Here is a 26,114-nt window from a genome sequence, read left to right on the forward strand (position 1 = left end):
AGTCGTTGAGGTGCCCGTCGGCTGCTCGCGACGTCCTCGAGAGGTGAGCGCGTCGGAGCGATCGATCCTGGGGCGACCTCAGCCGCCATCGCTGGGATCGGTGGGATCGGTGGGATCGGTGGATGGATCGTTTGTGGACGGGGTGGTTTCCGGATCGGTCGAGCTCGGGCTCTCGCTCGGCGACTCGGTCGGCTCAGCTGTCGTCGGATCAGTCGGATCAGTCGGATCAGTCGGCTCAGTCGGATCAGTCGGCTCAGTCGGCTCAGACGGATCGGTCGGATCGGTCGACGGATCAGCAGTCGGATCAGTAGTCGGATCAGTAGTCGGATCGGTCGACGGCTCCGTGGTCGGGTCGGTCGGGCTGGGCGTCGAGCCGCCACCGTCGCTGCCGTCGTCTCCGTCGTCCTCGCCGCCTGCACCGTCGCCCGGGGGTGTGCTCTGGTCATCGGTCGGCGGAGCGGGCTCGACAGGGCTGGGGCCGACGGGACCGGGGTCCTCGGTCGACTCCGGGGTCGTGGGTTCGTCCTCGGCGGGGTTCTCCGACGACGGGTCCGGGTCTTCGGCATCCGGTGCCTCGGAGGTCGGCTCCTCCGTCTCCGGGGCAGGCGATTCCGACTCCGGAGTCGGCGAATCCGCGTCCGTGTCCGGCGAATCCGACTCGGGCGACGGCGAGTCCGGTTCGGGCGACGGGTCGGCGGTCGTCGTCCCGGGGCTCGCGGGCTCAGGCGTCTGCGTGGGGGCGTTGTCGGCTCCGCCGCCGTCGGACGGCGTGACCTCCTGGACGACGGTCGGGTCGTCCTGCTGGTCCCCGGCGAGCGCGGCCAGCGGCCCGACACCGGCGATGCCGAAGCCTGTGAAGGCGCCGACGGCGGCGACGCTCGCAGCGGCCAGGACGATCGAGACCCGCGGCGTCGAGGCCGGCGAGTCCGTGCTGCGCACGCCCGTCACCCGTCGACGCATGGTTCCCCCTGTGCTGTTCCATCGTGATGCTGTTCAGTCCTGCGGTGCTTCTCTCCGGCCACGACCGGGAGCCATCGATCGCGCTCCCCGGGTCACGACCAGATTCCAGGGTATGCGGGCCCCGCACCGATCTGAAGACCGCCGGGCAGAAATCATCCATCGTCCTCGAAGAGTTTCCTGCGAATCTTCATCGCCGGGTCGTACGTCTCGGATGTCGGGCCGACGACAGGCGGCCCCGTCGATCGAGGGGACCGGGACGGACAGGCCGGTCCGTAACAGCCGTTCAGTCGAGCTTCACGTGACGGGTGCGGCGGGACCGGGGGTCGACCTGGGCCTGCTCCCGCTTCGCCCGGGCGGACTCCACGCGGATCCGCCACGGCGAGTACCGTTCTGCGGCCAGCGCGATCTGGAGGCCGCGGGAGAGTGCCTGATCCGTCGGCGTCGCCGGGAGCGCCGCGAGCTCGTGCGCGTGCTCCGGCAGCAGATGCGCGGCCCCGCAGGCGCTCCAGCGGGCCGCGATCTGCGTGATCTGGCTGCGGGTGTCGAGCATCGAGTGGCCGGCCCCGGGGACCTCGAGCAGTCGAGCCCCGGGGATCCGTGCCGTGAGCTCCCGGGCGATCCGAGGTGGGGAGATGAGATCCAGCGACCCCGTGATCACCAGGGTCGGGGCGGTGATCGCCGGGGCGAGCTCGTGCAGATCGAGCACCTCACCGGTGAACGGCGGCACCGTCCGGGACTTCTCACCGGAGATCACCAGCGGATCCAGCGGACCGCCGTCCGCATGATGCCCGCCGCCGAGCTCGGTGTGGAGGATGCGGGCGGTCAGGTCGTACTCCATGACGTACGGCGTGGACTGCAGCCAGTCACGGTTCAGCACCTGCCGCACGCTGTTCCAGGTGAGCTGACCGCGACCCAGGGCGAGCAGGTCCACGAGGTCCCGCACGGCGGACGGCCCGCCGTGCTCATGGACGGCCAGCACCACCGGACCCGCGCGGTACCCGTCCACGACGCCCTCCCCCACGAGCCGACGCAGGGACGACGCGGTCGTCGAGGTGGCCGGCACGGTGCCGTCCCAGTACATCGCTCGCAGCGTCTCCTGCGCGATCTTCTCGTCGTCCGCACTGGTCAGCGGGGAATCCAGGACGAGGGAATGCACCCGCTCGGGGTGCAGGACGGCGAGTGCCTGGGCCAAGTAGGCGCCATAGCCCACGCCGTACAGCGCGACCTGCGGGGCCCGAGCATGGTCCAGCACCGCGAGCACGTCACCGAGCACCTCACGCAGCGACATGGCATGGGGCGGGAGGTCGTGACCCTCCGCGTCGAGGCGCGAGAGGCCCACGCCCCGGTGCTCCATCATGAGCACGTCGAGGCCGCGCCCGGCGAGGCTTCGACGCAGCACGTCGTAGGGCAGCACCGAGGCCCGGTCGGGCCCGTCGGGGAGCAGCAGCACGGGCACCTCCGGCGTTGCCGCCACGGGCTGCTCGGCGCCGTCGACCGTCACCTCGTCGACCGGCGCTCCGGCCGACGCCGTCCGTCGCAGCGAAGTGCTGCGCGGGACGGTCCGCGCATAGCGCAGCGGAAACAGACGCTCGTCGCCGGCCGAGATCTCGCGGTAGACCGTCATCAGGTCGTTGCGGATCTGCAGCAGATCGTCCTGCGCGGGACGATCGAAGAGGTCGGTGGAGCGCACGCCGGGGAGCTTCACGAGCCGATCGTGTTCCACAGGAACGTGTACAGCAGGGCGTTCATCCGGGCCGCCTGCTCGTTGGTGGCCGCTCCCCCGTGCCCGCCCTCGGTGTTCTCCCATGAGCGCACATCCGCGCCGAGGGATTCCATCGCGGCCGTGAACTTGCGGGCGTGACCGGGATGGACCCGGTCGTCGCGGGTGGAGGTGAGCAGGAAGGTCGGCGGATACGGCTGCTCGGTGTCCTCGCGCAGCAGGTGGTACGGGCTGAAGGTGCGGATGTACTCCCAGTCCTCGGTGTCCGGGTCGCCGTACTCGGCCATCCAGGAGTAACCGGCCAGCAGATGGTTGTAGCGCTTCATGTCCAGCAGCGGCACCTGGATGATGACCGCCCCGAACAGCTCGGGGTACTGGGTGACCATGTTCCCGGTGAGCAGGCCGCCGTTGGAGCCGCCGCGCACCGCCAGATGGTCCCGGTCGGTGACGCCGCGCTCCACGAGGTCCCGTCCCACCGAGGCGAAGTCCTCGTAGGCACGATGACGGTTCTCCTTGAGCGCCGCCTGATGCCAGCGCGGCCCGTACTCGCCGCCGCCGCGGATGTTCGCCAGCACGTAGGTACCGCCGCGCTCCAGCCAGGCCTTGCCGATCGCGCCGAGGTAGCTCGGAGTCAGGGAGATCTCGAAGCCGCCGTACCCGTACAGAAGGGTCGGCGAGGGCCGCTCCGACTCCACGGCGTCGGTGCTCGAGATCTCGAAGTACGGGATCCGGGTGCCGTCATCGCTGGTCGCGAAGTGCTGGCTGACCTCCAGGCCGGTGGTGTCGAAGCGGGCCGGGGTGGACTTGATGATCTCGAGCTCGCCGGGCTCGCCACCGCCGGCGACCTCCGAGAGATCACCCAGGTGCAGCGTGGTGGGCTCGATGAAGCCGGTCACGGTCACCCAGATCCGGTCGTCGACGTCCGAGTCGACCGCCGCCACCCCGATCGAGCCCTGCAGCTCGGGGTAGAGGTCCTGGCTCACCCAGGCGCCGTCCTCGTCGCGGGTGTGGACCTCCAGGCGGTGCACGACGTCCTCGAGGATCGAGAGCACCACCGCGGTCTTCGTGATGGTCATCCCCTCCAGCGACGTGCTCTCGGTGGGCTCGAACAGCACGTGCAGCTCGGGCTCGCCGCGCAGGAAGCCGTCGAAGTCACCGACGACGAGAGAGCCGGACAGGTAGGTCGTCCCGTCAATCTCCCAGTCGCTGCGCGGACTGAAGATGCCCAGGTCGCGGTGCGCGTTGGCCTCGAGATCGTGGGGGACGTCGAGGGTGGTGAGCGCCGGGGGCTCCTGTCCCCGATCCACGACGTGGACGCTGTTGTCGTAGAAGGCGTGCGCCTCGATCACCCAGTCCCGCTCCCAGCCGGGGGTGGAGTCGTGGGCGGCGAACACGGCCATGTCGTTCTCGGCGACCTCATGCACCAGAAGTGCCTCGTCCAGCGGGGTGCCGCGGGTCCACAGGCGCGCCTGGCGCGCGTAGCCCGAGCTGGTCATGGTGCCCTCGCCGAAATCGGTCGAGGCCCAGACCGTGTCGACGTCGATCCAGCTCAGGCTCCCCTTCGCCTCGGGGCGGAAGAACCCGCCCTCGGCCTCGGGCACGAAGGAGAGGGTCTCGAGGTCGAACTCGCGGGTGACGTCGGCGTCGGAGCCGCCGTGGGAGAGGTCGATCAGGGCGTGCCGATAGGGCTCCCCGTCCTCGAGGCCGACGGGGCGCAGCAGGCTCGCGCCGTGCCACACCCAGTCCTCGCCCTCGGCCTCGTTGAGCGCATCGACGTCCAGCAGGATCTCCCAGTCGGGGGCGTCCGTGCGGTAGGACTCCAGCGTGGTGCGGCGCCACAGCCCGCGCTCGTGCTCGCCGTCGGTCCAGAAGTTGTAGAGATGCTCGCCGCGCAGCACCACGCCCGGGATCCTGTCCGTCGCGTCGAGGATCTCGAGGATCTCGCGCTGCAGGGTCTGCGCGAGCGGTGCCTCGTCGGCGTCGGATCCGCGGGGATCGCGCACCGCGTCGAGCTCGGACTCCGCGGCGGCGTTGTGCTCGCGCACCCAGGCCAGGGCCTTCTCCCCGGTCACGTCCTCGAGCCACTCGTGGGGATCGGAGGAGCCGTCGGGGGCGGGGAGCTGCGCGGCAGAGGTGCCCTGCGGGGCGGCGGATGGGCTCGGCGAGGCGGCGTCGGTCATCGGGTCTCCTTCAGGAGGTCGTCGGGGGAGGTCGTGAAGTCTGCGAGGGTCCGGCTCCAGGCGGCTTTCCAGGCGTCGCGGCCGGTTGCCGTCTCCAGGCCCTTGTGCTCGATGCCGAGCGTGCTGCGGGGCTCGGTCGAGGTGCGTCCGGCCGGGCTGCTCTTCGCCGTGATGTTCACGGAGATGCGGCTCCCGTCGGCCACCGCGGCGCGCCAATAGCGCCAGGTCGCAGTGTCGCTGAGGCGGGGCTCCTCGAGTCCCAGCTGCTCTCGTCGCGCGGGCGTCATGAATGTCGCCCAGCGGTCGCGCACGGCGTCGATGTCCCCCGGGACGGTCCGGGAGGCGGAGGCGGAGAAATCGCCGTCGCAGCTCTGTCCCACCACCCGTCGGCCGATGACCTGCTCATAGGCGACCGTGACGCCCTGCGCCCACCATTCGGTGATGTCCCAGCGCTCGGGCAGCAGGCGGGCGATGGCGGCGTGGTCGAGATCGGGACCACCGGCCTCGGTGATCCGCTGCACCCAGGTCTCCAGCGCGGTGCCGGTCCCGGACTCTATCGAGGCAGCTCGGGGGTGCTCCCGCGGCGACGTCTCGGTGTTCATGGGGCCACCCTACGGGGCGTCCGGTGCCGCACATCACAGCATCCTGGGGCAGGGGTCGGCATGGAACACTGGCGCCATGCGACGACGTCATCTCCTGGCCCTGGCCCCGACGGCCGCCCTCGCCGCCTGCACCACTCCCGGGGAGGATCCGGCGACGGACGGGAACGGCGATTCCGGCGGCTCCTCGGACGGCGGCACCGGCTCGGCGGACGGCTCGGACGGCGGGGGCCCGACCGACGACCCCACGACCGAGCCGACCGAGGATCCACCGACGGCCGCCGAGCTGCTGCTCGAGGAGCTCGAGCCGCGGGAGCTGGCCGGGCAGCTGGTGCTGGTCGGCATCCCGGCGGGCACCGAGATCCCTCGCGAGGTGCTCGCGGAGCATCACGCCGGCGGGATCTTCCTGCTGCAGGTGTGGGAGAGCGCCGACGCGGTGGACGCCGCGGTGGACGCCGCCCAGGAGGGCTCCCGCCCCGACCTGCCCCCGCTGATCGCCGTGGACCAGGAGGGCGGGCAGGTGAGGATGCTGCGCGGGGATGCCGCCCGGAATACCCCGTCGGCCGAATCCCTCGGGAAGGACGGCACGGACGCCGTCGCCGAGGCGTACACGAGCATCGGCGAGGACCTCGCCGCTCTCGGCATCCACGTGGCCTTCTCCCCCGTCGCCGACGTCGTGGATCCCGCGCTGGGCGACGGCAACGGGCCCGTCGGCACGCTGGACCGCGGCTTCGGCACGGAGCCCGAGCAGGTGGGCGAGTGCGTCGCAGCCGCCGTCGAGGCGCTGGATGCCCAGGGGGTGGCGGCGACCCTCAAGCACTTCCCGGGCCTGGGCAGGGTCCGCGAGAACACCGACTTCTCGGCCGAGGGCATCGAGGACACCGTCACCGGGCCCGACGATCCGTTCCTGGGCTCCTTCTCCGCCGGGATCGACGCCGGCGCACAGCTGGTGATGATGTCCTCGGCGATCTACCCGCAGCTCGAGGAGGGCGTGCCCGCCATGTTCTCGCGGGCCGCGATCCAGGACCTGCTGCGCGACCAGCTCGGCTTCACCGGGCTCGTGATCACGGACGACATCGGGGCCGCTCAGGCCGTCGCCGACGTTCCCGTCGCCGAGCGTGCCACCCGTCCGCTCGCCGCCGGCGGAGACGTGGTGATCACGGCCGACGCCTCGCTCACCGGTCAGCTGGTCGACGCGCTCGAGGCGTGGGCCGCGGAGGATCCCGCGAACCTGGCGCGCGTCAAGGAGTCCGTGCTGCGCGTGCTCGCTCTCAAGGAGCAGCTCGGGCTGCTCACGGCTGAGTGATCAGGCCGGGCTCAGCGATCAGGCCCTGTCGAGCGATCAGGCCTTGTCGAGCGTGATCAGGTGGTTCAAGGGGCTGTAGCCGGTCCCGCTGTGACGGGAGACCTTCCAGCCCTGCGCGTTCTCGATGGCGCTCGCGAGGAACTCCCGGGCCGAGGCCACGATGGTCACGAGGTCGTCCTGGCTGCCGGCATCGCCGATCTCGCCGAGCTCCCCGGCGCGGCTGAACTCCTCGATCCGGGCGAGCTGCGCCGTGATCGCGGCCGAGAGGGTCGACCCGGCGCCGCGCACGAACCGTCCGGCCACGCGCTCCGCCCGCAGCAGATCGGTGCCGCCGGGGTGCACGAGGACGTCGACCGCGTCGTCGTGCTCCAGCCGTCCGCCGGTGATGAGCACGGCCCGCGGTCCGAGCGCCTGGAGGGCCAGCGCCTGCTCCCGCATCTCGTCGATCGAGGTGGCCAGCGGCCGGCCCAGCAGCTGAGCCGCCTCCGCCATGTTCGGGGTGAGCACATCGACCAGCGGCAGCAGGGAGTCGCGCAGCGCCGTCGCGCCCTCCGCGGAGATCAGCGCCGAACCGTCGCTGCCCACCATCACCGGATCCAGCACGAGACGTCCCAGCGACCCGGAGTGCTCGCGCACCGCCTCCGCGACGGCCTCGACCACGGCCGCACTGCCCAGGGCACCGATCTTGGTGGCGTCGAGCAGGAGGTCCGTGGCGACGGCATCGATCTGGCTGCGCACCACATCTCCGGGCAGATAGTGAATGCCGCGGAGCCCCTGCGAGTTCACCGTCGAGACCATGGTGACGGCGCTCGCCCCATAGGCACCGAGCGCCGTGAAGGTCTTCAGATCCGCCTGGAGGCCGGAGGCCCCGTCGGAATCGGAGCTGGCGATCGTCAGGACGAGGGGTGGGCGCATGCGGACTCCATCTATCGGTGCCGGGACCGGAGCGAGGTCTCCGTCGGCCTGTGCCCGGAGAGTATCAATCGCACCTGCTCGTCGTGACCTGGACCTGCTGGTGGCCCCGCTCCTCGTGCTGCTGCCCGGCCCGCCGATCGCGGCACCGTCGATCCCGCTGGTCGAGGCAGGTCCGTCCCGCGGGTCGTCCCGGTTCAGGAACGCCGGGCGTCGCATGCGAGAATCACCCGGGGACACGGGGTCCTCTTCAGGGATCCCTCGACGGGGCAGGGGCCCTCCGCGCCGGGGAGGTGGCGATGACTCAGGATCCGCACAGCGACGATCAGCGGTCGCCTGATTCCGGCCTGCCCGACTTCAGCGATCACGATCCGCATGAGCTGTCCGGGACGGGGCCTGCCGAGAACGGCGTGACCCTGGGCGAGCCCGGAGAGCGGGCCCGCCACCGGACCCTGGCAACCGTGCTGGCCGTCGTCGGCTCCGGGGTCGTGCTGCTCGCCGTCATCGCCCTCGTGCTCTCGCAGACGGTGTTCCGCTCCGTGCTCGACGAGGGCGATCCCACCGCGTTCAAGACCGGTGACCGGACCGCCGGCGGCCAGTCGGAGTACGTGCCCGATCCCGAGGACCCCGACCTCGCTCCCCCTCCGCCGATCTTCACCGAGAAGCCGACCACGGACTGCACCTTCCCGAGCGACCCCGGCTCGCCCCCGTCCTCGGACCCCGGCACGATCCGCGGCGGCGATCTCCAGTACACGATCCCCGACACCTGGGACTACCCGTGGGGCTCCGGTGACCTCCCCTATATGTCCGAGGTCAACGCCCAGGGACGACAGGTCGAGAACTCCTGGTTCAGCGTCGTGAACCTCGGTCGGGTGGTCTGGTCGGACGAGGAGGGCGGCTATCCCGGGCTCGAGAAGGCCGCGGTCGCGATCTTCCAGTGCTACGCGACCACCTCCGGGGTCGTCGCCTATTTCGGCGACCACCCGAAGGTCACCGACTACCGCTCCGAGGTCATGACAGTCGACGGCCATCAGGCGTGGATCGTGCAGGCCACCTACCACTTCGAGGACCCCGAGATCCTCGCGACCACGGACTCCTCGGTGGTGACGGCGATCGTGGTCGAAGGACCCGACGGGCCCAGCGCCCTGGCCAGCGACGTCGCGGCCGACCAGCCTGAGCACGTCCAGGAGCTCGCCGACATCATCGCCAGCCTCGAGGTCGTCGAATGACGACCCGGCAGACCGGCGGTGGCCGAGGCAACGCTCTGCTGCTCGGCGGGCTCTCCTTCGCGCTCGTGTTCCTGCTCATCGTCGGCGCCACCGTGGCCTATCTGGTGCTGCGGCCCGCTGCGAGCAGCGGCCCCGACAGCCAGAGCGCCTCCTCCAGCGCCTCCACGACGTCGACGGAGTCCGAGTCGCCCACCCCGACGGAAGTCGTCGAGGAGCGCTGCTACACCCCCGAGTACGAGCGGGCCTCCACCAACCCCTCCGGGAAGCTGCTCGGCGGTGGCCTCCAGTTCATCCCGCCGGCCGTGTTCGACGGCCGTGAGAGCGCCGGGCCCGCCTCCTTCCTCAATGACACCCAGGTCGCGACCGCGCTGGTCGAGGAGGGATGGATCTCGACGATCACGGTCGGCGCCGTCGACTGGCAGCCCGGCGTCGAGTACCCGGGCAACGAGATCGCCTCCCAGAAGATCGCGAAATGCTTCTTCACGGACGGCGACTGGGGGGACAACCGTGCCCGCGAGCGCACCTGGGACGAGGAGACCACCACCCCGGTGACCATCGCCGGGATGCCCGGCTACACCACCCGGGCCATCGTGAACTTCGGCTCCGACGACCTCGAGAAGACCGACGCCACCGAGATCGTCGTAGTGGTGCTCGAGACCGAGCAGGGTCCCAGCGCCCTCGCCCTCGAGACCGCCGTCGGCGTCACCGACCATGAGGAGGCCGCTGATGCCGCCCTGGAATCCCTCACCGGGCTGGGCAGCTGACCGCCTCCGCTCCCCCGCTCAGAGCACTCCGGCTCGGAGTTGCCCTGCTCGGAGCTCTTCTGCTCAGACCACCGCCGAGGCGAGCCGGCAGAGGTTGTCCAGCAGCCGCATCGGCACGGGCCGCTGCTCCCATTCCTCGAGCGTCAGCTGCCGGCTGCGCGAACGGTAGACGTCCTCCACGTCGTACATCTTCTGGATGAAATCGGTGCCGCCGACCATCATCGAGCTCTCCATGTCCAGCAGGAACGAGCGGATGTCCATGTTGGAGGAGCCGATCACGGTCACCGAGTCGTCGATGGTGACGTGCTTGGCGTGGAGGATGGTCGGGGCCCGGTAGAGCCAGATCTTCACCCCTGCCGCGAGCAGCTCCGAGTAATAGGAGCGCTGGGCATGGAAGACCAGGAACTGATCGCCGATCTCGGAGACGAACAGCTCGACCTCGACGCCGCGGCGCGCCGCGGTCACGATCGCGGCGAGCATCGACTCGTCGGGCACGAAATAGGGGCTGACCGCGCAGATGCGCCGGTCCGCCGAGTAGAACAGCTGATTGAACAGGGCGAGGTTGTTCTCGAACACGAAGCCCGGGCCGCTGGGGACCAGCTGGCATTCGTAGGTTCCGGAGGTGTCGACCGGGGCCTGGACCAGGTCGGCCTCGGAGAGCATCTCGGCGGACTCGTAGTACCAGTCGGTGGCGAACAGCAGATTCATCTCCGAGACGATGGGGCCGCGGAACCGGGCCATCGTCTCCTGCCAGTGCAGACCCCGACGGATGTTGGCCCGCTTGTTGTAGTGCGCGGCGATGAGGTTCTGGCTGCCCATCCACCCGATCTGGCCGTCGATCATCAGCAGCTTGCGGTGATTGCGCAGATCGGGCCGCTGGAAGGCGCCGTCGCGGAAGGGTTTGACCGGCATCATCGGGTAGTGCTCGATGCCGTGGGCGTCGAGGTGGCGACGCATCGCCCGGTAGACCGAGCCGTGGGTGAGCGAGGCCCAGTGGTCGTACAGCACCCGGACCTTCACGCCACGAGCGGCGGACTCCGCGAGGGCATCGAAGAAGTCCTGGGTGGTCGTGTCCAGAGCCATCGCGAAGAACAGGACGTGCACTTCGCTCTCGGCGGCGCGGATGTCCTCGGCCATGCGGGACAGCGAGGTGTCGTAGTCGATCTCGAGATCCGCAGAGTTGTTCCCGGTGAGCGGGAACGCGCCGAGCTCGCGGTTCAGGTTCACCGCGGACTGCAGCCAGCTCGGCGAATCGGCATCGAGCTCGCTGTCGGGGATGTCGTGCGCCCGCACATGCATCAGACGGTTGATGACCTTCTGCTTCTCACGTCGCTTCCGCGGCAGCTGCGCCTTGCCCAGCAGCAGGTACAACGGGAAGCCGAGGAGCGGGAAGATCATGATCGCCATCAGCCAGGCGAGGGCTGATCCGGGCCGTCGGTTCCGCGGGACCACCACGAGGCCGAGGATCCGCAGGATCACGTCGATCGCCAAGAAGATGTACGTGATGACGACGACGCCGTGGTCGAGCACCCACTGCCACAGCTCGGCCATCGGGAACACCTCTCTGTCGGGAACGGAACGGCGGGCCCCCGAGGAGGGGACCCGCCGTTCCAGCATACGGGCGGCGCACGGAGCGCTCGCCGATCGACGCTGTCAGTCGCCGCGGAGGATCGCGAGGATCCGCAGGATCTCGATGTACAGCCACACCATGGTGGCGGCGAGCCCGAAGGCGCAGCGCCAGGCGTAGTTGCGCGGCGCGCCCGAGTTCGCGGCGCGCTGGACGTCCTCGAAGTCCATCACGAGGCAGTACGAGGCCATGACGACGGCGAGGCCGCCGATGATCAGGCCGATCAGCCCGTTGCGCAGGCTCTGCCCGGTCATGAGCAGGTACCCGATGTTCACGACGCCGAAGATCAGGTAGGCGACCATCGCCACGGAGACGATCTTGGTGAGCTTCGGCGAGGTGCGCAGCACGCCCACGCGGAACAGCACCAGCACGGTGCCGGCCACGGCGAGGGTGCCGAGCACGGCCTGCAGGGCGATGCCCGGGTAGGCGAGCTCCATGATCCCGCTGATGCCGCCGAGGAGAAGACCCTCGAACACGGCGTAGGCGAGCACGGCGATCGCCGAGGGCTGCTTCTTGAAGATGTTGACCATCGCCATGACCAGGCCGCCGATGAGACCGACGACCAGGGCACCCCCGGCGACCAGGGAGCCCAGCTGCTGCCCCTCGGGGCCAGCGACGGCGCCGAGCAACTTCGGGGTGATCCCGACGGCGAAGCCGACGACGACGATGAGGCCCAGGGTCGCGGTGATCGCGTTCAGGGCGTCGCGCATCGTCATGCGGCCGGTGTCGTGACCGGTCGCAGCCGGCCTGCTGTACATGGCCTCGAGGTTGTCGGGGCTCTGCTGGTCGAAGCCCTGGGACCATTGGGTCCCCTGGGCCGGGCCGCTCTGCGACTGACCGAACTGGGGGGCGCTGTAGTTCTGCCCCTGCACGGCCTGGTCACGGCCGAACACGATGTTGTGGCGTGCCATGGCGCTCCTCACGAGAGAGATGGTGGGCCGACGTCAGGGACGGAGAGCACCGTTCCCTGGCGCGCCGACTCCCCTACTGTATCGGCGTTTCCCGTGCTTGGGCTGGAAGCCCGCTCCGCTCTCCGCGAGGAGCGCCGCCTCTGCGGGTGGCGGCGAGCGCCCGTCAGCCGGCTTCGGCGAGCGCCTGGTCGAGGTCCGAGAGGAGATCGGTGATGTCCTCGATGCCGACGGACAGCCGCAGCAGCTCGTCGGAGATGCCTGCCTTCTCCCGGGCCTGCGGCGTCATGGCCTCGTGGGTCATGGTCGCCGGGCGGCAGATCAGCGATTCCACCCCGCCGAGGCTCACGGCGTATCCGGGATAGCGCAGGGCTCGCAGGAAGGCGACGCGGTCCAGCTCGGGTGCGAGCTCGAAGGAGAGCACCGCGCCGGTGCCGGTGGCCTGTCCGGCATGGATGCGCGCCTCGTCCTCGCTGTGGGAGCCGGGGTACCAGACCTGGGCGATGTCGTCATGGCCCCGCAGGTGGTCCACGATCGCGACCGCGTTGGCCTGCTGGCGCTCCAGGCGCAGCGGAAGCGTCTTGATGCCCTGGATCAGGCGGAAGGAGTCCCCCGGGGAGAGCACCCCTCCCTGCGCCTTCTGAGCGAGGGCGAAGGCCTCCGCAAGGCTCTCGTCGTTCGTGGTGATCGCGCCGGCGAGCAGGTCGGAGTGACCGGCGAGGTACTTCGTGGCGGACTGGACGACGACGTCGGCTCCGAGCTCGAGCGGGCGCTGCAGCACGGGTGTCATGAAGGTGTTGTCGACGATCACGATCGCCCCATGGCGGTGGGCGAGCTCGGTGAGGCGGCGCAGGTCGGTGATCCGCAGCGTCGGGTTCGCCGGGGTCTCCATGAAGATCGCCCTGGTCGCGGGGGTGAAGTCCGCATCGGTGAGCGCACCGAGGTCGTCCACGAAGCGGCCGGTGACGCCGCGGCCCGGCAGCACCAGATCCACGAAGCGGTAGGTGCCGCCGTAGACGCTCGCGGGCAGGATCACCTCGTCGCCCACCTCGAGGGTGGACAGCGCGGCGGCCGTGGCGGCCATGCCGGAGGCGAAGGCGAAGCCGTGGGCGGCGCCGTCGAGCGTGGCCAGCACGGTCTCGAGCTGGGCCCGGGTGGGGTTGGCGCCGCGCTGGTAGGCGTAGCTGCCGTCCTCGCGGCCCGGGTCGAGCTCGAACGTCGAGGCGAGGTGGATCGGCGGGACCACGGCACCGTGCTCATGGTGCCGGAGGGTCTGCACGGCGGCGGTCTGGATATGCACGGGGCCTCCACGGTCTCTGCGTCGGCGCGGCTCCGGTGAGGCGGGGCAGCTCGGGCGCCGTCGCTCGGCGCCACTCCACTGTAGGCATGCGGGTTTCCGCTGTCAGGAGCCGGATGACCGAGTATGACGAGCTCCGGGGCGGAAGTCGGGGCGCCGGTCGGGCCGACCGGATGCGCCGGGGCCCGGCCCTCCTGCGGGAGAGGCCGGGCCCCGGCGGACAGGTGGTGGTTCTCAGACGGAGACGGGCTCGACGACCGGGAGCGAGCCGGTCATGGTGTCCTCGTGCTCGCTGAGGACCTCGAGGGTGCGACGGGCACGCACCCGCAGGCCCACCAGGGTCCCGATCACCAGGGTGAAGCCGACGCAGGCCAGCGCGATCGCGACGACCATCGGCGCCTCGTAGCCGAAGCCGGCGGCGATCACGGCGCCGCCGAGGGAGGCGCCGAGGGCATTGGCGACGTTGAAGGCGGCGTGGTTGAGCGAGGCGCCGAGCACCTCGGAGCGGTGGGCCACGCGGATCAGCCAGGTCTGCATCGCCGGGTTGAGGGACGAGTTCGCCGCGTTGACGAGGAAGAACCCGACCAGCAGGGCGACCAGCGAGAGGTGCGCGACCATGAACAGGCCCACGAGGGCGGCGATGTAGATCGGGAAGCCGATCAGGAGGGTCTTGTTCAGGGAGCGGTCCGTGGCGGCACCGCCGATGACGTTGCCGAGGGTCATGCCGAGTCCGGCGGCGGCGAGCACCCACGGGACGGCGGTGGCCGGGGCACCGGTGACCTTGGTGGTGATGTCGGCGACGTAGCTGAACACGGCGAACCCACCGGCGAACCCGACGGCGGCGATGCCCATGATGATCCACAGCTGCACGCGCTTCAGCGCCACGACCTCTTCGACCATGCGCCGGCCGACGACCTTCGGCTCGTGCGGAATGGTGCGCTTCAGAGCCACCACGGTGGTCACGAAGATCAGGGTGATCAGGAGGTAGACGGCGCGCCAGCCGGCGGCCTGGCCGACGGCGGTGAGCACGGGCACGCCGATCAGGTTCGCGACCGTGAGCCCGGAGAGTGCGAGGGCCACGCCCTTGCCCTGGTTACCGGGCCCCATGAGGGAGGCGGCCAGGAGGGAGGCGACCCCGAAGTAGGCGCCGTGGGGAATGCCGGCGACGAAGCGGGCGAGCACGGTCAGCTCGAAGGTGGGCATGACCGCCGAGAGCACGGTGCCGACGGCGAGCGCCGCGGCGAGCGCGATGATCATCGAGGACCGGCTCCAGCGCACGGAGAGCACGGCGAGGACCGGAGCGCCGACCACGACGCCGAGGGCGTAGGCGGTGATCGCGATGCCGGCCCTGGCGATGCCGCCCTCGGGGTCGGCGGCCATCTGCTCGCCGAGCAGGCCGTGCGCGATGCCGGGCAGAAGGCCCATGGACACGAACTCGGAGGCGCCGATGCCGAAGCCGCCCAGGGCGATCGCGAGCAGCGCGAGGCGGCGGCGGGCGGGGGTCAGCGGCGGTGGGGCGGTGCGGATGCTTCGGGTGCTGTCGATGGTGGTCATGAGTGCCTCGACCTTTCGGATGCGGATGTTCAGGGGCGGGCTCCATCGACCCGGCGTCCAGAGTAAGGCAACGCTGTTGCGTTACGTCAAGACGCTGCATGGCCGATGCGGATCACATATCCCCCGCGCTCCAGTCGTCGCGTCCGCGCTGAGCGCCGTCTGTCACCGTCCCTGCAGGTCCCGGCCGAGTCTCGCGGGCACCGGTCCTCTGCCGCCGTCGGCTCGGCGCCGGCGTGGCTCCCGAGCGCGCCGAGACACGGACCACGTGCGAGGATGACCGGCGTGAGACAGACAACTCCCCTGGACCGCGTCGCCGGCGCGCATGACGCCGCCGTGCTCGCCGTCGCGCGCCGCGGCGACCCCGTCTCGCGGGCCGAGCTGGCCGACGCGCTCCAGGTCACGCCCCAGGCGATCTCGAAGATCATGGGGCGCCTGATGGGTCGAGGGCTGATCGCCGAGGCCGGCACGCTCGCCGCGGGCCCCGGCAAGCCGACCACGCTCTACCGCATCGTGCCGTCCTCCCGCCGGGCGATCGGCCTGCACCTGACCCGTTCGCGGGTGCACGGCGTGGTCGTGGACCTCAGCGGCGAGATCCTTGAGCGCCGAGAGCTCGAGATCGGCCGCCTGCAGCCCGTGCCCGAGCTGATCGAGACCCTCGCCACGGAGGCGCGCGCCCTCGCCGAGGTGGGCCCCGGGGTGCTGCTGGGCGCCGGGGTGGGCATGCCCGGTCCGGTCGACTGGTCCGAGGGCGTCTACCGCGGGACCTCCGACCCCGATCCCTGGCGCGGGGCGGAGATCCGCCGCCTGCTCCTGGAGGAGCTGGGCCTCCCCGTGCTCCTGGATCACGATTCCCGCGCCGCGCTCGTGGGCGAGACCTGGTCCCAGCCCGGCCTGCTCCACGACGCCGCCCTGGTGCTGGTCGAGGACGGCCTCGGGGCGAGCCTGTGCCTGGACGGCTCGATCGTGCGCGGCGCCCACTCCCATGCCGGCGAGGCCGGCCATACGGTGGTGCGGATGGGCGGGACCCCCTGCACCTGCGGCCGACGCGGCTGCGCGCAGGCCGAGTACCAGGCCGCCCTCGCCGCCGGGGACGACGACCTCGCCGCCCAGGTGCTCGCCACGATCGTCGTGGACATCGTGCGCCTGGTCGACGTGGACCGTGTGGTCCTCGGCGGCCGCACCGTCTACGCCCACCATGAGTCGTCCATGAACGCGATCCGCGCGGCGCTGGCCGAGGGTCTGCACGCCGAGCCCTGGGTGCATGTCGAGGTCATGCTCTCCACGCGCGGCACCGACCTCATCGCCGTCGGCGCCGCCTGCGAGGTCCTCGAGCACGAGTACGGGAACCCCCAGGCGCTCGTCGGCCCCGGGTCCTGAGGTGGTGACCACGGCGCCCGAGGGCGAGCCCGTCGCCGATCCGGCGCTGCGGAGGGCGCTGACCGCCGCCGGCCTGCCGGCTCGGGGGCGCTACCTCCCCACACACGGCTGGGTCAGCCGCGCGTGGGTCGGCGAGCACCACGTGGTCCGGCTGAGCGATGGGCGGTTCCGCGACGCCTACCGCCACGAGGCCGCGGTCGTCGGCCTGCTCGAGGGCACCGAGGTCCCCCACGCCCCGCACATCGCGCACGGGGACGGCCCCGACGGCCCGTGGTACGTCTCCGAACGCCTGCCCGGCCGCACCCTGCATGCGGCGTGGCCGGAGGCGGACCCGTCCACGCGCCGCGCCCTGATCGAGAGTCTCGGCTCGGCGCTGCGAGCCCTGCACCAGATGCCGGTGCCGGAGAGCCTGCTGCCGCCGTGGCTGGTCGATGCGCTCGCCGGCGAGCCGTGGCCTGCGTACCACCCGCCCCTCGTCAGCGCCGCGCCGGCGCAGGTCGAGGCCGCTCGGCGACGGCCCGGTCATGACCCGCGCCTGCTCGCGGACGTCGCCGCGTGGCTCCAGGAGCGGATGGGGCTGTTCGCCGAGGACCGCCCCGTGCTCGTCCACGGCGATCTGCACGGATCCAACGTGATGGTCGACCAGGGGCGCGTCATCGGGCTCATCGACTTCGCGGAGGCATCGGCCCAGGCGGCCGATGCCGAGCTCGACACCCTCCTGCGCTGGTGCGCGAGGTCAGAGGAGTTCCCGCCCACGCCTGGCGGGCACGGGCTCGAGAGATCCGCTCTCGCGGAGGTCCCCCGCTGGCTGCACGGCACCTATCCGGAGCTGTTCGAGCGCGAGCACCTGCGTGAGCGGTTGGCCGTCTACGACCTCACCATGGAGCTCGCGATCTACGCGCACCACCCGGAGCCCGGCCCGCGCAGCACCGCGCACGGCCGCCTCACCCGTCTGCTCCGCGGCCAGAGCCACCTGGACGACGTCCTGAGCCAGCTGGACGGGCTCGTGGAGTAGGCCGTCGGTCAGGCGCGGCTCCGGTCAGGCGGGGCCCTGGGTCCGGCGCGGCTCCGGTCAGGCGGGGCCCTGGGTCCGGCGCGGTTCCGGTCAGGCGCGCGCGCCGAAGATCGCCGAGCCCACGCGCACGATGGTCGCGCCCTCCTCGACGGCGATCTCGAGATCGCCGCTCATGCCCATCGACAGCTGCTCGAGCTCCGGCAGATCGCACTTCTCACGGGCCTGGTCCCGCAGCTCCCGCAGCCCGCGCAGGGAGGCCCGCACCTGGTCCGCGTCGCTGGTGTTGGCGCCGATGGTCATCAGGCCCACGGGCCGCAGATGCTCGCTCGCGCGCAGACGATCGAGGATCGGGCCGACGGCCTCCAGCGTCGGGGCGAATCCTCCCTTGGACTCCTCCCCCGAGGTGTTGACCTGCACGAGCACATCGCGCACCAGGCCGGCCATATCGGCGCGGCGCTCGAGCGCGTCGGCGATGTCCGTGCGGTCCACGCTGTGGATCAGCTCGGCGAACGCGACCACGTCACGGGCCTTGTTGGTCTGGAGTCGGCCGATGAAGTGCCGTGGCACCCCGTTGTCCACGAGCAGCGGATCGGCGTGCTTGGCGATCTCCTGAGCCCGGTTCTCCCCCACGGCGATCTCCCGGCCGCGCTCCCTCAGCATCTCGATCGCCGTGGCGATCTCCTGCGGCGTGCGCGTCTTGGTGGCCAGCAGCAGGGTGATCGCCCGACCATCGCGCCCGCTGCGCTCTGCGGCGTCGTCGAGGCGCGCGAGCACCCCGTCGAGGCGGGCGGCGAGCTGATCGGAGGCGGAGGAGTCTGCGGTCATGCCCTCCATTGTGGCCCGGAACGAGTCGTCCCCGGGAATCGGGCAGGACCGGCTCCCTGGACGGTCCCGCTCCTGGGACCGGTCGGGTTCCCGGGACCTGTCCGACTCCACGACCTGATCGGGTTCCGCTCCGGGAACCTCGTGCCCCCAGCGGGACTCGAACCCGCACTGTGCCGCTTTTAAGGCGGCCGCCTCTGCCGATTGGGCTATGGGGGCTGGTCCCTATGATCCATCCGGACCGCGTGCACTGAGCACTGCAGAATCACTTTATGCTGGATTGCACCATGACCGCTGTGATCCGGTCCCTCGCGGACTCCCTGCGACGGTTCGGCGACGACCGCCTCGAGGCGCTGCTCCTCGCCCGACCGGATCTCGCCTCGCCCGTTCCCAAGGGGCTGGGCCCCCTCGCGGCCCGTGCCGCCGGCGCCACCTCGGCGCGTCGGGCGCTCGGAGCGCTCACCCTCCCGGAGCTGCATCTGGTCGAAGCGCTCGCCGTGCTGGACGACGGTTCCTCACCGGCGGACCTCGCGGCGGCGGTCTCCTCGGATCCGGCGACCATCTCCCCCGGCCTCGAGCGCCTGACCACCCTCGCCCTGGTCTGGGGCGAGGACGAGCTGCACCTGATCCGCCCGCTGCGCGAAGGTCTCCGCGCCCCGGCGGGCCTCGCCCCTGCCACCCCGGACGACCCGACACCGGCCGAGGCGGAACGCCGGGTGGATGCCGCGCGCGAGACCCTGTCCGAGGTGCTCGAGACCCTGGCCTGGGGCCCGTCGACCGTGGAGGGCCGCGGCCGCCTCGCCGCCGCCCTGCAGGGTGCCGGCATCGTCGTGGCCGACGGCGAGGGCACGCTGCACATCCCCCGCACCGTCCAGCTGGCGCTCCGCGGCGGTCGCGTGCACCGCAGCCATGCGGCGCTGCGCCGCTCCCCCACCGGGCCCGCGCTCACCGAGAGCATCCCGGGCTCCCGCTCGGCCCAGGCCGTCGAGCGGGCCTTCGAGGCGCTGCGACTGCTGGGGACCGTGCGCGGCTTCGACGAGGACCCGCCGGGAGTGCTGCGCAAGGGTGGGCTTCCCCAGCGTGACCTGCGCCGCCTCGCCGATCGCGCCGGCACCTCCACCCTCAACTACGCCACCGTGCTGCAATCCGCCTGGCAGGCCGGACTGATCGGCCACGACGGGCAGGAATGGCATCCCACCCGGGACTGGGACGCCCACCGCATCCAACCGGCCGAGCAGCGCTGGGCCGAGCTGGTCCTCGCCTGGGCACTCGGCCACCATCTCGCAGCCGTCGTCGGCACCCCCGACGCCGCGGGCGCGAACCGCTCGCTGCTCTCGGACCTCACCCGCCGCGACGGCGTGCGCACGCGCCGCGGCAGCCTGCTGCGCGCCCTGCGCACCTGCCCCGGCCTCAGCGTCGAGGAGGACTCCCTGGCGCTCTCGCTGGCCTGGGCGTTCCCTCTGGTCCCGGCCGACGTGATCGAGGAGGAGACCGCCGCGGTGCTGGTGGAGGGTGAAGCGCTCGGGGTGCTCGACGACGGGGCGCTGACGGTGCTCGGCCAGGAGCTGGTGCTCGCGCTGGACGAGGACGTCACCCAGGCCGATGCCCGTCTCGCCGGAGCCCTGCAGGAGGCGGCCCCCGCCCCGGTGGACGAGGTGCTGCTGGATGCCGACCTCACCGTCGTCGTGCCCGGTCGCCCCGCCGAGCGTCTGCTGCCCCTGCTGGACTGGGCCGAGGTCGTCTCCCGCGGAGGTGCGCTCACGCTGCGGTTCAGCACCGCCTCCGTCCGTCGGGCCCTCGGCTCGGGGCGGGACGCGGAGGCCCTGCTCGCCCTGCTGGAGAGCGCCTCGCGCTCGCCGATCCCGCAGGGTCTGAGCTACCTGCTGCAGGACGAGCAGCGTCGACACGGGCGGGTCCAGATCTCCCGGGCCACCACCGTGCTCACGGCGGACCCCGAGGTGCTCGACCTCCTCCAGGTCGCCCCCGAGGCGTCAGCCCTCTCCCTGCGCCGCCTGGCACCGACCGTCGCCGTGACCCTCTCGGATCCCGGTTTCGCCCTGCAGCTGGCACGCACGGCCGGTCTCTCCCCGCAGGCAGTGGGGCCCGACGGCAGCGCAGCCGGGCCCGAGCTCGCGCACTCCCTTCCCGGCGGTCCGGTCGACCCCGACCTGGTCACCGTCGACGGGCCCGACCTGCGGGTCCCGGCCCTCGAGGCCGTCGGCCGGATCCGGGCGGCGGAGGCCGGCGCGACGGACCTGTCGGTCACCGACCGTCTGCTCGAGGCGATCGCGCAGGAGAGCGAGATCGCGATCGGGATCGTCGACGGCCGCGGCGGCGTGGTCGCGAAGCAGGTGCACGCGCTGTCCCTCGAGGGCGGGCGGCTGCGGGCCCGTGAGTCGGGGAGCCCGGAGGAGTTCACGGTGCTCGTGCACCGGGTGACGCTTGGCTGATCCAGGACGCCGCCGTCGTGGCGGACCACCGGCGTGGGGACTTCTGCCCATGGCGCATCAGGGTATTCCCAGGGTTATGATCTCTTTCGACGTCGAGCGGGATCTCCGCGGCGACTGATGAAACGTTCAGGGGACTCAACCCTTAGGAACCTCGAAGGGACCACCATCATGACCGACCCGAACTTCGCTCCTGCCGCGCCGACCGGAGGCGCCCCCGTCAAGAAGACCAAGTGGATCGTCCAGCTGATCGTCTCGATCCTCTGCGGCGGCAACCTCATCGTCCTGGCCCTCGCCATCGTGGGCCTGGTCAAGGCGGATACGGACCTCCCGCTGGCGAACAAGCTCTACAAGTGGGGCTGGATCGTCTTCGCGATCATCTGGATCCTCTACATCATCCTGATCGTGATCGTGATCGCCACCGGAGGGCTTTCCGCGAGCGTCAACACCTACTGATCTGCGGATCGAGGCGCTGAGGCGCCGTCGATCACCCGCAGCATGACGAAGGCCCGGACCGATATGGTCCGGGCCTTCGTCATGTCCTAGCGCGGAGCGGACGGACGGTCACGACCGATCGTCCGCTCCGTGGCGGATCAGTCCTGCTTGGTCTCGCGACGGTCCTCGGACCACTCCACGTGGAAGGTGCCCTCGGCGTCGACGCGCTGGTAGGTGTGCGCACCGAAGTAGTCGCGCTGGGCCTGGACGAGGGCCGCGGGGAGGCGCTCGGAGCGGACCGCGTCGTAGTACGACAGGGTCGAGGCGAACACCGGCACCGGGTAGCCGCTGGCGGCCGCGAAGGCCACCACGCGACGCCACGCCGGGATGCACTTGGCGATCTCGGTGGTGAAGTACTCGTCCGAGAGCAGCAGCGGCAGCTTCGCGTCGCGCTCGTAGGCCTCGGTGATGCGGTTCAGGAAGCGGGCGCGGATGATGCAGCCACCGCGCCAGATGCGAGCCATCGCACCGAGGTCGATGTCCCAGCCGAACTCCTCGGCGCCCGCGGCGATCTCGTCGAAGCCCTGCGAGTACGAGACCAGCTTCGCGGCGTAGAGCGCCTTCTGCAGGTCGTCGATGAACTGGGCCTCGTCGGCGATCTCGAGGGTCTGCGCCTCGGCGGGGAGCACCTTGAGGCCGGCCTCGCGCTGCGGCGTGGAGCCGGAGACGGAGCGGGCGAAGGTGGCCTCGGCGATGCCGGTGACCGGGACGCCGAGGTCCAGGGCCGTCTGCACGGTCCAGGCGCCGGTGCCCTTCTGGGCGGCGCGGTCGAGGATGACGTCCACGAAGGGCTTGCCGGAGGTGACGTCGGTGTGGTGGAGCACCTCGGCGGTGATCTCGATGAGGAACGACTCGAGGTCGCCCTTGTTCCACTCGGCGAACACGTCGCCGATCTCGCCGGCGTTCTTGCCCAGCGCCTTGGACATGAGGTCGTAGGCCTCGGAGATGACCTGCATGTCGGCGTACTCGATGCCGTTGTGGACCATCTTCACGAAGTGGCCGGCTCCATCGGCACCGACGTGGGTGCAGCAGGGCTCGCCGTCGACGTGCGCCGAGATCTTCTCGAGCATCGGGCCGAGGCGCTCGTAGGACTGCTTGGTGCCGCCGGGCATGATCGAGGGGCCGTTGAGGGCGCCCTCCTCGCCACCGGAGACGCCGGAGCCCACGAAGTGCAGGCCCTTCTCGCGCAGATCGGCCTCACGACGGCGGGTGTCGCCGAACAGGGCGTTCCCGGCGTCGACGATGATGTCGCCCTCCTCCATGAGGGAGGCGAGCTCGTCGATCACGGCGTCGGTCGGCTTGCCGGCCTTGACCATGATGATCGCGACGCGCGGCTTCTGCAGGGAGGCGACGAAGTCCGACATGGACTCCGAGGGGTAGAACTCGCCGTCGGCGCTGTGGTCGTCCATGACCTTCTCGGTCTTGCCGACGCTGCGGTTGTGGAGGGCGACCTTGAAGCCGTTGCGGGCGAAGTTACGGGCCAGGTTGGAGCCCATCACCGCCATTCCGGTGACACCGATGTCCGCGACATCGGCGGGGGACGGAGCGAAGCTAGCCATGGGTTCTCCTCAGATCAGGTGACTGTCGAGCCGGGCCGGACCGCTGCGCCGAGGACGTCGACGCACTGCGGGGCCCGGTCCATCACGGCCCATTCTAATGAAAAGCGCGCGGGGGTAGCCCCACGTGCCAGGGCTTGCCGTGGTGCAGGGCACGGTGCGCCCGCCGCGGGGCCTGCTGAATGCCCTCAGAAGCGCCGCGGGACGGCGAGGTCCGGACAGCCGGGATCCCGCCGTCGGTCACCGTGCGTCGTCCATTCGTCGGGTATCGCCGGGGCCGAACGTTTCGTATCGTGTACCTGCTGGCGCCGGGAACGGCGCCGCGAGCCGATCCGCTTCGGCCCCTGAGGACCGGCCTGCACAGGCCGGGACGCCGCGACCGCGAGAGAGACCAGACACATGACAGTCCCCCCGCCCCCGCACGAACCATCTGCCCAGCCGGGCGGCGCGAGCCCGTACGGCCAGCCCTCCCCGGCCGGCGACTACGGGCAGCCCTCGTCCGCCGCGCCCTACGACCAGCCTGAGTCCGGTGGGTCGTACGGCCAGCCGTCGCCCGCCGGGGCATACGGCCAGACGTCCGCTGCGGACCCCTACGGCCAGTCGTCACCCGCCTCGGGATACGGCCAGCCGTCGCCTGCGGCCGCGTACGGCCAGCCGTCTCCCAGCGGGGCCTACGGGCAGCCGGCGCCGGCAGGCCCGACGGGCCAGCCCGGACCCTCGCACGATGCCGCCTGGGGTCTGCAGGACGGCCAGGTCGGATCGGGCGTTCCCGCTCCCGGTCAGGACCTCGGCTCCGACCTGGGTGCCGCCCTGAAGTTCGCCGGCAACGCCCTGCTGCGCAACTGGGTCCCGTTCCTGGTCGCCGGGCTGATCTACGGTGCCATCGCCACCGTGATCCTCATCGGTGGATTCGCCGGTGGTTTCGCCGCGATGCTCCCCGCGATGGAGACCGCCGGAGCGTCCGACGAGGTACCGGTCGGCACTCTCCTGCTGTTCTATGCGATCTTCTTCGGCGCCGGACTGCTCACCGTCCCCTTCGGGCTGCTGTGGCAGTCGGGCTCCGTGCGCAGCGCCGAGATCATCCTCGAGGGCGGACGGCCGAGCATCGGTCAGGCGCTCATCGGCCCGTTCCGCGTCATCCTCACCGCTCTGCTGGTGGGCGCCATCACCTTCGTCGGCTTCCTCCTGTTCTACATCCCGGGCCTGATCGCCGCCGTGATGCTCATGTTCGCGATCCCGGCAGCCGCGCGCGGCGCCTCGCCGTTCGCCGCGGTCAAGGAGAGCTTCTCCCTGGTCAAGAACAACCTCGGGACCTCGATCGTCGCGTATCTCGTGATCTCCGTGATCAGCTCCGTGGCGGGCATGCTGATCATCTCGATCATCGCCCTGATCCCGTTCGTCGTGCTCTTCGAGTTCGGGATGTACGAGCGGCTGAACCGCCGCGAGCTGCCCGACCCCGCGAAGGGCTGAGCCGCAATTCCCCGACGGCCGATGGGGCGTGTCCCGGCACACCCCGTCGGCCCGTCGTCCGTCCGCATCTGCGGCGTAGCCTGAGGGGATGACCGACGGCCCCCTCATCGTCCAGAGCGACAAGTCCCTCCTGCTCGAGGTGGGACATCCGCAGGCGCAGTCCGCCCGCGCCTCGATCGCCGCCTTCGCCGAGCTCGAACGGGCTCCCGAGCACGTGCACACCTACCGCATCACCGACCTCGGTCTGTGGAACGCACGGGCCGCGGGCTATGACGCGGAATCCGTGGTCGCCGCCCTCGTGGACAACTCCCGGTACCCGGTCCCCCACTCGCTGCTCATCGACGTCGCGGACACCATGGACCGCTACGGCCGCCTGCAGCTGCGCTCGGACCCCACCCATGGGCTCGTGCTCCACGCCCTGGACCGCGCGGTGCTCGAGGAGGTCTCCCGGGCGAAGCGGATCCAAGGGATGCTCGGCGAGCGCCTCGACGAGTCGACCGTGCTCGTGCACCCCTCCGAGCGCGGTGCGCTGAAGCAGGCGCTGCTCAAGCTCGGCTGGCCCGCCGAGGATCAGGCCGGGTACGTCGACGGCGAGGCCCATGCCATCGCGCTGCGGGAGGACGACTGGCAGCTGCGGCCCTACCAGGCCGAGGCTGTGGACGGCTTCCGCCATGGCGGCAGCGGGGTCGTCGTGCTCCCCTGCGGCGCCGGGAAGACCCTGGTGGGCGCGGCCGCGATGGCGGCGATGCAGCGCACCACCCTCGTCCTCGTCACCTCCACGGTCTCCGCGCGGCAGTGGAAGAGCGAGCTGCTGCGCCGCACCGACCTCACCGAGGACGAGATCGGCGAGTACTCCGGAGCCAGCAAGGAGATCCGTCCCGTCACCATCGCCACCTACCAGGTGCTCACGATGAAGCGGAAGGGCATCCACCCCCATCTCGAGCTCATGAGCGCCCGCGACTGGGGTCTCATCGTGTACGACGAGGTCCATCTGCTGCCCGCGCCCGTCTTCCGCATGACCGCCGATCTGCAGGCCCGCCGCCGGCTGGGCCTGACCGCGACGCTCGTGCGCGAGGACGGCCGCGAGGGCGAGGTGTTCTCCCTGATCGGCCCCAAGCGCTACGACGCCCCGTGGAAGGACATCGAGGCCCAGGGCTATATCGCCCCTGCGGACTGCACCGAGGTGCGGGTCGCGATGCCGGCCGACGACCGCATGGCCTATGCGATGGCCGAGGCCTCCGACCGGGCCCGGCTGGGGGCGGCGCATCCGGCGAAGAACGCCGTGGTCGAGCGGATCGCCGCCCGGCACGAGGGCGAGCCGATGCTGGTGATCGGTCAGTACATCGACCAGCTCGAGGAGCTCGCCGCCCACCTCGATGCCGAGCTCATCACCGGCAAGACCCCGGTGCGCCGCCGCCAGGAGCTGTTCGACGCCTTCCGTGCCGGGGAGCTGACCCGTCTGGTGGTCTCGAAGGTCGCGAACTTCTCGATCGATCTCCCGGAGGCATCCGTCGCCGTGCAGGTCAGCGGCGCCTTCGGCTCTCGCCAGGAGGAGGCTCAGCGCCTGGGTCGACTGCTGCGCCCGAAGGCTGACGGCCGCACCGCGCACTTCTACACGGTCGTCATGCGCGACACGCAGGACCAGGACTTCGCGGCGCACCGCCAGCGCTTCCTCGCCGAGCAGGGGTATGCGTACACGATCATGGACGCCGACCAGCTCGGCGCCCCGGCCGACGCGAGCTGAGAACTCCCGAGCTGAGAACTCCCGAGCTGACGACTCCCGAGCTGTGCGTTCCCGGAACGCGCCCTCGGAATCGCTAGCCTCGATGTTTCATCGGGGTTGTGAGCGGGGGCGACCGGCGTCGTTGCCGGTGTT

General features: G+C 71.1%; 20 protein-coding genes and 1 tRNA gene. 9 read left to right on the forward strand and 12 right to left on the reverse strand.

Annotation, left to right across the window (positions count from 1 at the left end; genetic code table 11):
* Positions 1 to 78: 78 nt before the first annotated feature.
* The 4 genes from INT49_RS17445 to INT49_RS17460 form a co-directional block, all read right to left on the reverse strand.
* Positions 79 to 960 (reverse strand): hypothetical protein, encoded by an 882-nt coding sequence (locus INT49_RS17445; RefSeq protein WP_193119023.1) that lies wholly within the window; start codon positions 958 to 960, stop codon positions 79 to 81.
* A 283-nt stretch (positions 961 to 1,243) separates the two neighbouring features.
* Positions 1,244 to 2,665 carry an alpha/beta fold hydrolase gene (locus tag INT49_RS17450; RefSeq protein ID WP_319021687.1) on the reverse strand — a complete coding sequence of 474 codons (1,422 nt, stop codon included), beginning with the start codon at positions 2,663 to 2,665 and terminating at the stop codon, positions 1,244 to 1,246.
* Positions 2,662 to 4,860 carry a prolyl oligopeptidase family serine peptidase gene (locus tag INT49_RS17455; RefSeq protein WP_193119025.1) on the reverse strand — a complete coding sequence of 733 codons (2,199 nt, stop codon included), beginning with the start codon at positions 4,858 to 4,860 and terminating at the stop codon, positions 2,662 to 2,664. The genes INT49_RS17450 and INT49_RS17455 overlap by 4 nt, the downstream gene beginning before the upstream one ends.
* Positions 4,857 to 5,462: a hypothetical protein gene (locus INT49_RS17460; protein ID WP_193119026.1), complete on the reverse strand. Its 606-nt coding sequence runs from the start codon at positions 5,460 to 5,462 to the stop codon at positions 4,857 to 4,859. Before INT49_RS17460 ends, INT49_RS17455 begins: the two co-directional genes overlap by 4 nt.
* Before the next feature lie 76 nt (positions 5,463 to 5,538).
* On the opposite strand from INT49_RS17460, the gene INT49_RS17465 reads away from it, so the two are divergent.
* The gene (locus INT49_RS17465) at positions 5,539 to 6,765 is read left to right on the forward strand and encodes a glycoside hydrolase family 3 protein (RefSeq protein ID WP_193119027.1); all 1,227 of its coding nucleotides are present in this window, start codon (positions 5,539 to 5,541) and stop codon (positions 6,763 to 6,765) included.
* Between the two features lie 36 nt (positions 6,766 to 6,801).
* On the opposite strand, the gene thiD is transcribed toward INT49_RS17465, so the two are convergent.
* Positions 6,802 to 7,680: a bifunctional hydroxymethylpyrimidine kinase/phosphomethylpyrimidine kinase gene (thiD, locus tag INT49_RS17470; RefSeq protein ID WP_193119028.1), complete on the reverse strand. Its 879-nt coding sequence runs from the start codon at positions 7,678 to 7,680 to the stop codon at positions 6,802 to 6,804.
* 296 nt (positions 7,681 to 7,976) lie between these two features.
* On the opposite strand from thiD, the gene INT49_RS17475 reads away from it, so the two are divergent.
* Entirely contained in the window at positions 7,977 to 8,906 is a 930-nt protein-coding gene (locus INT49_RS17475; RefSeq protein ID WP_193119029.1) for a hypothetical protein, read from the forward strand.
* Positions 8,903 to 9,670 (forward strand): hypothetical protein, encoded by a 768-nt coding sequence (locus INT49_RS17480; protein ID WP_193119030.1) that lies wholly within the window; start codon positions 8,903 to 8,905, stop codon positions 9,668 to 9,670. Before INT49_RS17475 ends, INT49_RS17480 begins: the two co-directional genes overlap by 4 nt.
* 63 nt (positions 9,671 to 9,733) lie before the next feature.
* On the opposite strand, the gene cls is transcribed toward INT49_RS17480, so the two are convergent.
* From cls to INT49_RS17500, 4 genes are all read right to left on the reverse strand, one after another.
* Positions 9,734 to 11,221 (reverse strand): cardiolipin synthase, encoded by a 1,488-nt coding sequence (gene cls, locus INT49_RS17485; RefSeq protein ID WP_193119031.1) that lies wholly within the window; start codon positions 11,219 to 11,221, stop codon positions 9,734 to 9,736.
* Between the two features lie 102 nt (positions 11,222 to 11,323).
* Positions 11,324 to 12,208, reverse strand: coding sequence for a Bax inhibitor-1/YccA family protein (locus INT49_RS17490; RefSeq protein ID WP_193119032.1), 885 nt, complete (start codon positions 12,206 to 12,208; stop codon positions 11,324 to 11,326).
* Positions 12,209 to 12,371: 163 nt separating this feature from the next.
* Positions 12,372 to 13,505 (reverse strand): trans-sulfuration enzyme family protein, encoded by a 1,134-nt coding sequence (locus tag INT49_RS17495; RefSeq protein WP_193119033.1) that lies wholly within the window; start codon positions 13,503 to 13,505, stop codon positions 12,372 to 12,374.
* Between the two features lie 231 nt (positions 13,506 to 13,736).
* Positions 13,737 to 15,056: an MFS transporter gene (locus INT49_RS17500; protein WP_193119034.1), complete on the reverse strand. Its 1,320-nt coding sequence runs from the start codon at positions 15,054 to 15,056 to the stop codon at positions 13,737 to 13,739.
* A gap of 273 nt (positions 15,057 to 15,329) precedes the next feature.
* On the opposite strand from INT49_RS17500, the gene INT49_RS17505 reads away from it, so the two are divergent.
* Entirely contained in the window at positions 15,330 to 16,433 is a 1,104-nt protein-coding gene (locus INT49_RS17505; protein ID WP_193119035.1) for an ROK family transcriptional regulator, read from the forward strand.
* Positions 16,434 to 16,437: 4 nt separating this feature from the next.
* Complete coding sequence (locus INT49_RS17510) at positions 16,438 to 17,448, forward strand: phosphotransferase family protein (RefSeq protein ID WP_319021688.1); 1,011 nt, start codon at positions 16,438 to 16,440, stop codon at positions 17,446 to 17,448.
* Between the two features lie 90 nt (positions 17,449 to 17,538).
* Here the strand turns inward: INT49_RS17510 and INT49_RS17515 are convergent, their stop codons facing one another.
* A complete protein-coding gene (locus INT49_RS17515; RefSeq protein ID WP_193119037.1) occupies positions 17,539 to 18,273 on the reverse strand; it encodes a YggS family pyridoxal phosphate-dependent enzyme in 735 nt (244 codons plus the stop codon).
* A gap of 142 nt (positions 18,274 to 18,415) precedes the next feature.
* A tRNA-Leu gene (locus INT49_RS17520) sits at positions 18,416 to 18,489 on the reverse strand.
* Positions 18,490 to 18,557: 68 nt separating this feature from the next.
* Between INT49_RS17520 and INT49_RS17525 the strand changes: the two genes are divergently transcribed.
* Together INT49_RS17525 and INT49_RS17530 are read left to right on the forward strand one after the other, a co-directional pair.
* A complete protein-coding gene (locus INT49_RS17525) occupies positions 18,558 to 20,720 on the forward strand; it encodes a helicase-associated domain-containing protein (RefSeq protein WP_193119038.1) in 2,163 nt (720 codons plus the stop codon).
* 168 nt (positions 20,721 to 20,888) lie between these two features.
* Complete coding sequence (locus INT49_RS17530; protein WP_193119039.1) at positions 20,889 to 21,173, forward strand: hypothetical protein; 285 nt, start codon at positions 20,889 to 20,891, stop codon at positions 21,171 to 21,173.
* 137 nt (positions 21,174 to 21,310) lie between these two features.
* Here INT49_RS17530 and gndA read toward each other — a convergent pair whose 3' ends face one another.
* The gene (gndA, locus tag INT49_RS17535; RefSeq protein WP_193119040.1) at positions 21,311 to 22,771 is read right to left on the reverse strand and encodes an NADP-dependent phosphogluconate dehydrogenase; all 1,461 of its coding nucleotides are present in this window, start codon (positions 22,769 to 22,771) and stop codon (positions 21,311 to 21,313) included.
* A gap of 396 nt (positions 22,772 to 23,167) precedes the next feature.
* Between gndA and INT49_RS17540 the strand changes: the two genes are divergently transcribed.
* Both INT49_RS17540 and INT49_RS17545 read left to right on the forward strand, forming a co-directional pair.
* Positions 23,168 to 24,238, forward strand: coding sequence for a hypothetical protein (locus tag INT49_RS17540; protein ID WP_226850854.1), 1,071 nt, complete (start codon positions 23,168 to 23,170; stop codon positions 24,236 to 24,238).
* An 88-nt stretch (positions 24,239 to 24,326) separates the two neighbouring features.
* Complete coding sequence (locus INT49_RS17545) at positions 24,327 to 25,982, forward strand: DNA repair helicase XPB (protein ID WP_193119041.1); 1,656 nt, start codon at positions 24,327 to 24,329, stop codon at positions 25,980 to 25,982.
* Positions 25,983 to 26,114: the final 132 nt, after the last annotated feature.

The sequence above is a fragment of the Brachybacterium tyrofermentans genome (assembly GCF_014897585.1).
Lineage (GTDB): Bacteria > Actinomycetota > Actinomycetes > Actinomycetales > Dermabacteraceae > Brachybacterium > Brachybacterium tyrofermentans.

Bases quoted from the DNA above. Each gene is read 5' to 3' on its own strand.
- INT49_RS17445 (WP_193119023.1), bottom strand. From the start codon at position 960: ATGCGTCGACGGGTGACGGGCGTGCGCAGCACGGACTCGCCGGCCTCG.
- INT49_RS17455 (WP_193119025.1), bottom strand. From the start codon at position 4,860: ATGACCGACGCCGCCTCGCCGAGCCCATCCGCCGCCCCGCAGGGCACC.
- INT49_RS17460 (WP_193119026.1), bottom strand. From the start codon at position 5,462: ATGAACACCGAGACGTCGCCGCGGGAGCACCCCCGAGCTGCCTCGATA.
- INT49_RS17465 (WP_193119027.1), top strand. From the start codon at position 5,539: ATGCGACGACGTCATCTCCTGGCCCTGGCCCCGACGGCCGCCCTCGCC.
- thiD (WP_193119028.1), bottom strand. From the start codon at position 7,680: ATGCGCCCACCCCTCGTCCTGACGATCGCCAGCTCCGATTCCGACGGG.
- INT49_RS17475 (WP_193119029.1), top strand. From the start codon at position 7,977: ATGACTCAGGATCCGCACAGCGACGATCAGCGGTCGCCTGATTCCGGC.
- INT49_RS17480 (WP_193119030.1), top strand. From the start codon at position 8,903: ATGACGACCCGGCAGACCGGCGGTGGCCGAGGCAACGCTCTGCTGCTC.
- cls (WP_193119031.1), bottom strand. From the start codon at position 11,221: ATGGCCGAGCTGTGGCAGTGGGTGCTCGACCACGGCGTCGTCGTCATC.
- INT49_RS17490 (WP_193119032.1), bottom strand. From the start codon at position 12,208: ATGGCACGCCACAACATCGTGTTCGGCCGTGACCAGGCCGTGCAGGGG.
- INT49_RS17500 (WP_193119034.1), bottom strand. From the start codon at position 15,056: ATGACCACCATCGACAGCACCCGAAGCATCCGCACCGCCCCACCGCCG.
- INT49_RS17505 (WP_193119035.1), top strand. From the start codon at position 15,330: ATGACCGGCGTGAGACAGACAACTCCCCTGGACCGCGTCGCCGGCGCG.
- INT49_RS17515 (WP_193119037.1), bottom strand. From the start codon at position 18,273: ATGACCGCAGACTCCTCCGCCTCCGATCAGCTCGCCGCCCGCCTCGAC.
- INT49_RS17525 (WP_193119038.1), top strand. From the start codon at position 18,558: ATGACCGCTGTGATCCGGTCCCTCGCGGACTCCCTGCGACGGTTCGGC.
- INT49_RS17530 (WP_193119039.1), top strand. From the start codon at position 20,889: ATGACCGACCCGAACTTCGCTCCTGCCGCGCCGACCGGAGGCGCCCCC.
- gndA (WP_193119040.1), bottom strand. From the start codon at position 22,771: ATGGCTAGCTTCGCTCCGTCCCCCGCCGATGTCGCGGACATCGGTGTC.
- INT49_RS17540 (WP_226850854.1), top strand. From the start codon at position 23,168: ATGACAGTCCCCCCGCCCCCGCACGAACCATCTGCCCAGCCGGGCGGC.
- INT49_RS17545 (WP_193119041.1), top strand. From the start codon at position 24,327: ATGACCGACGGCCCCCTCATCGTCCAGAGCGACAAGTCCCTCCTGCTC.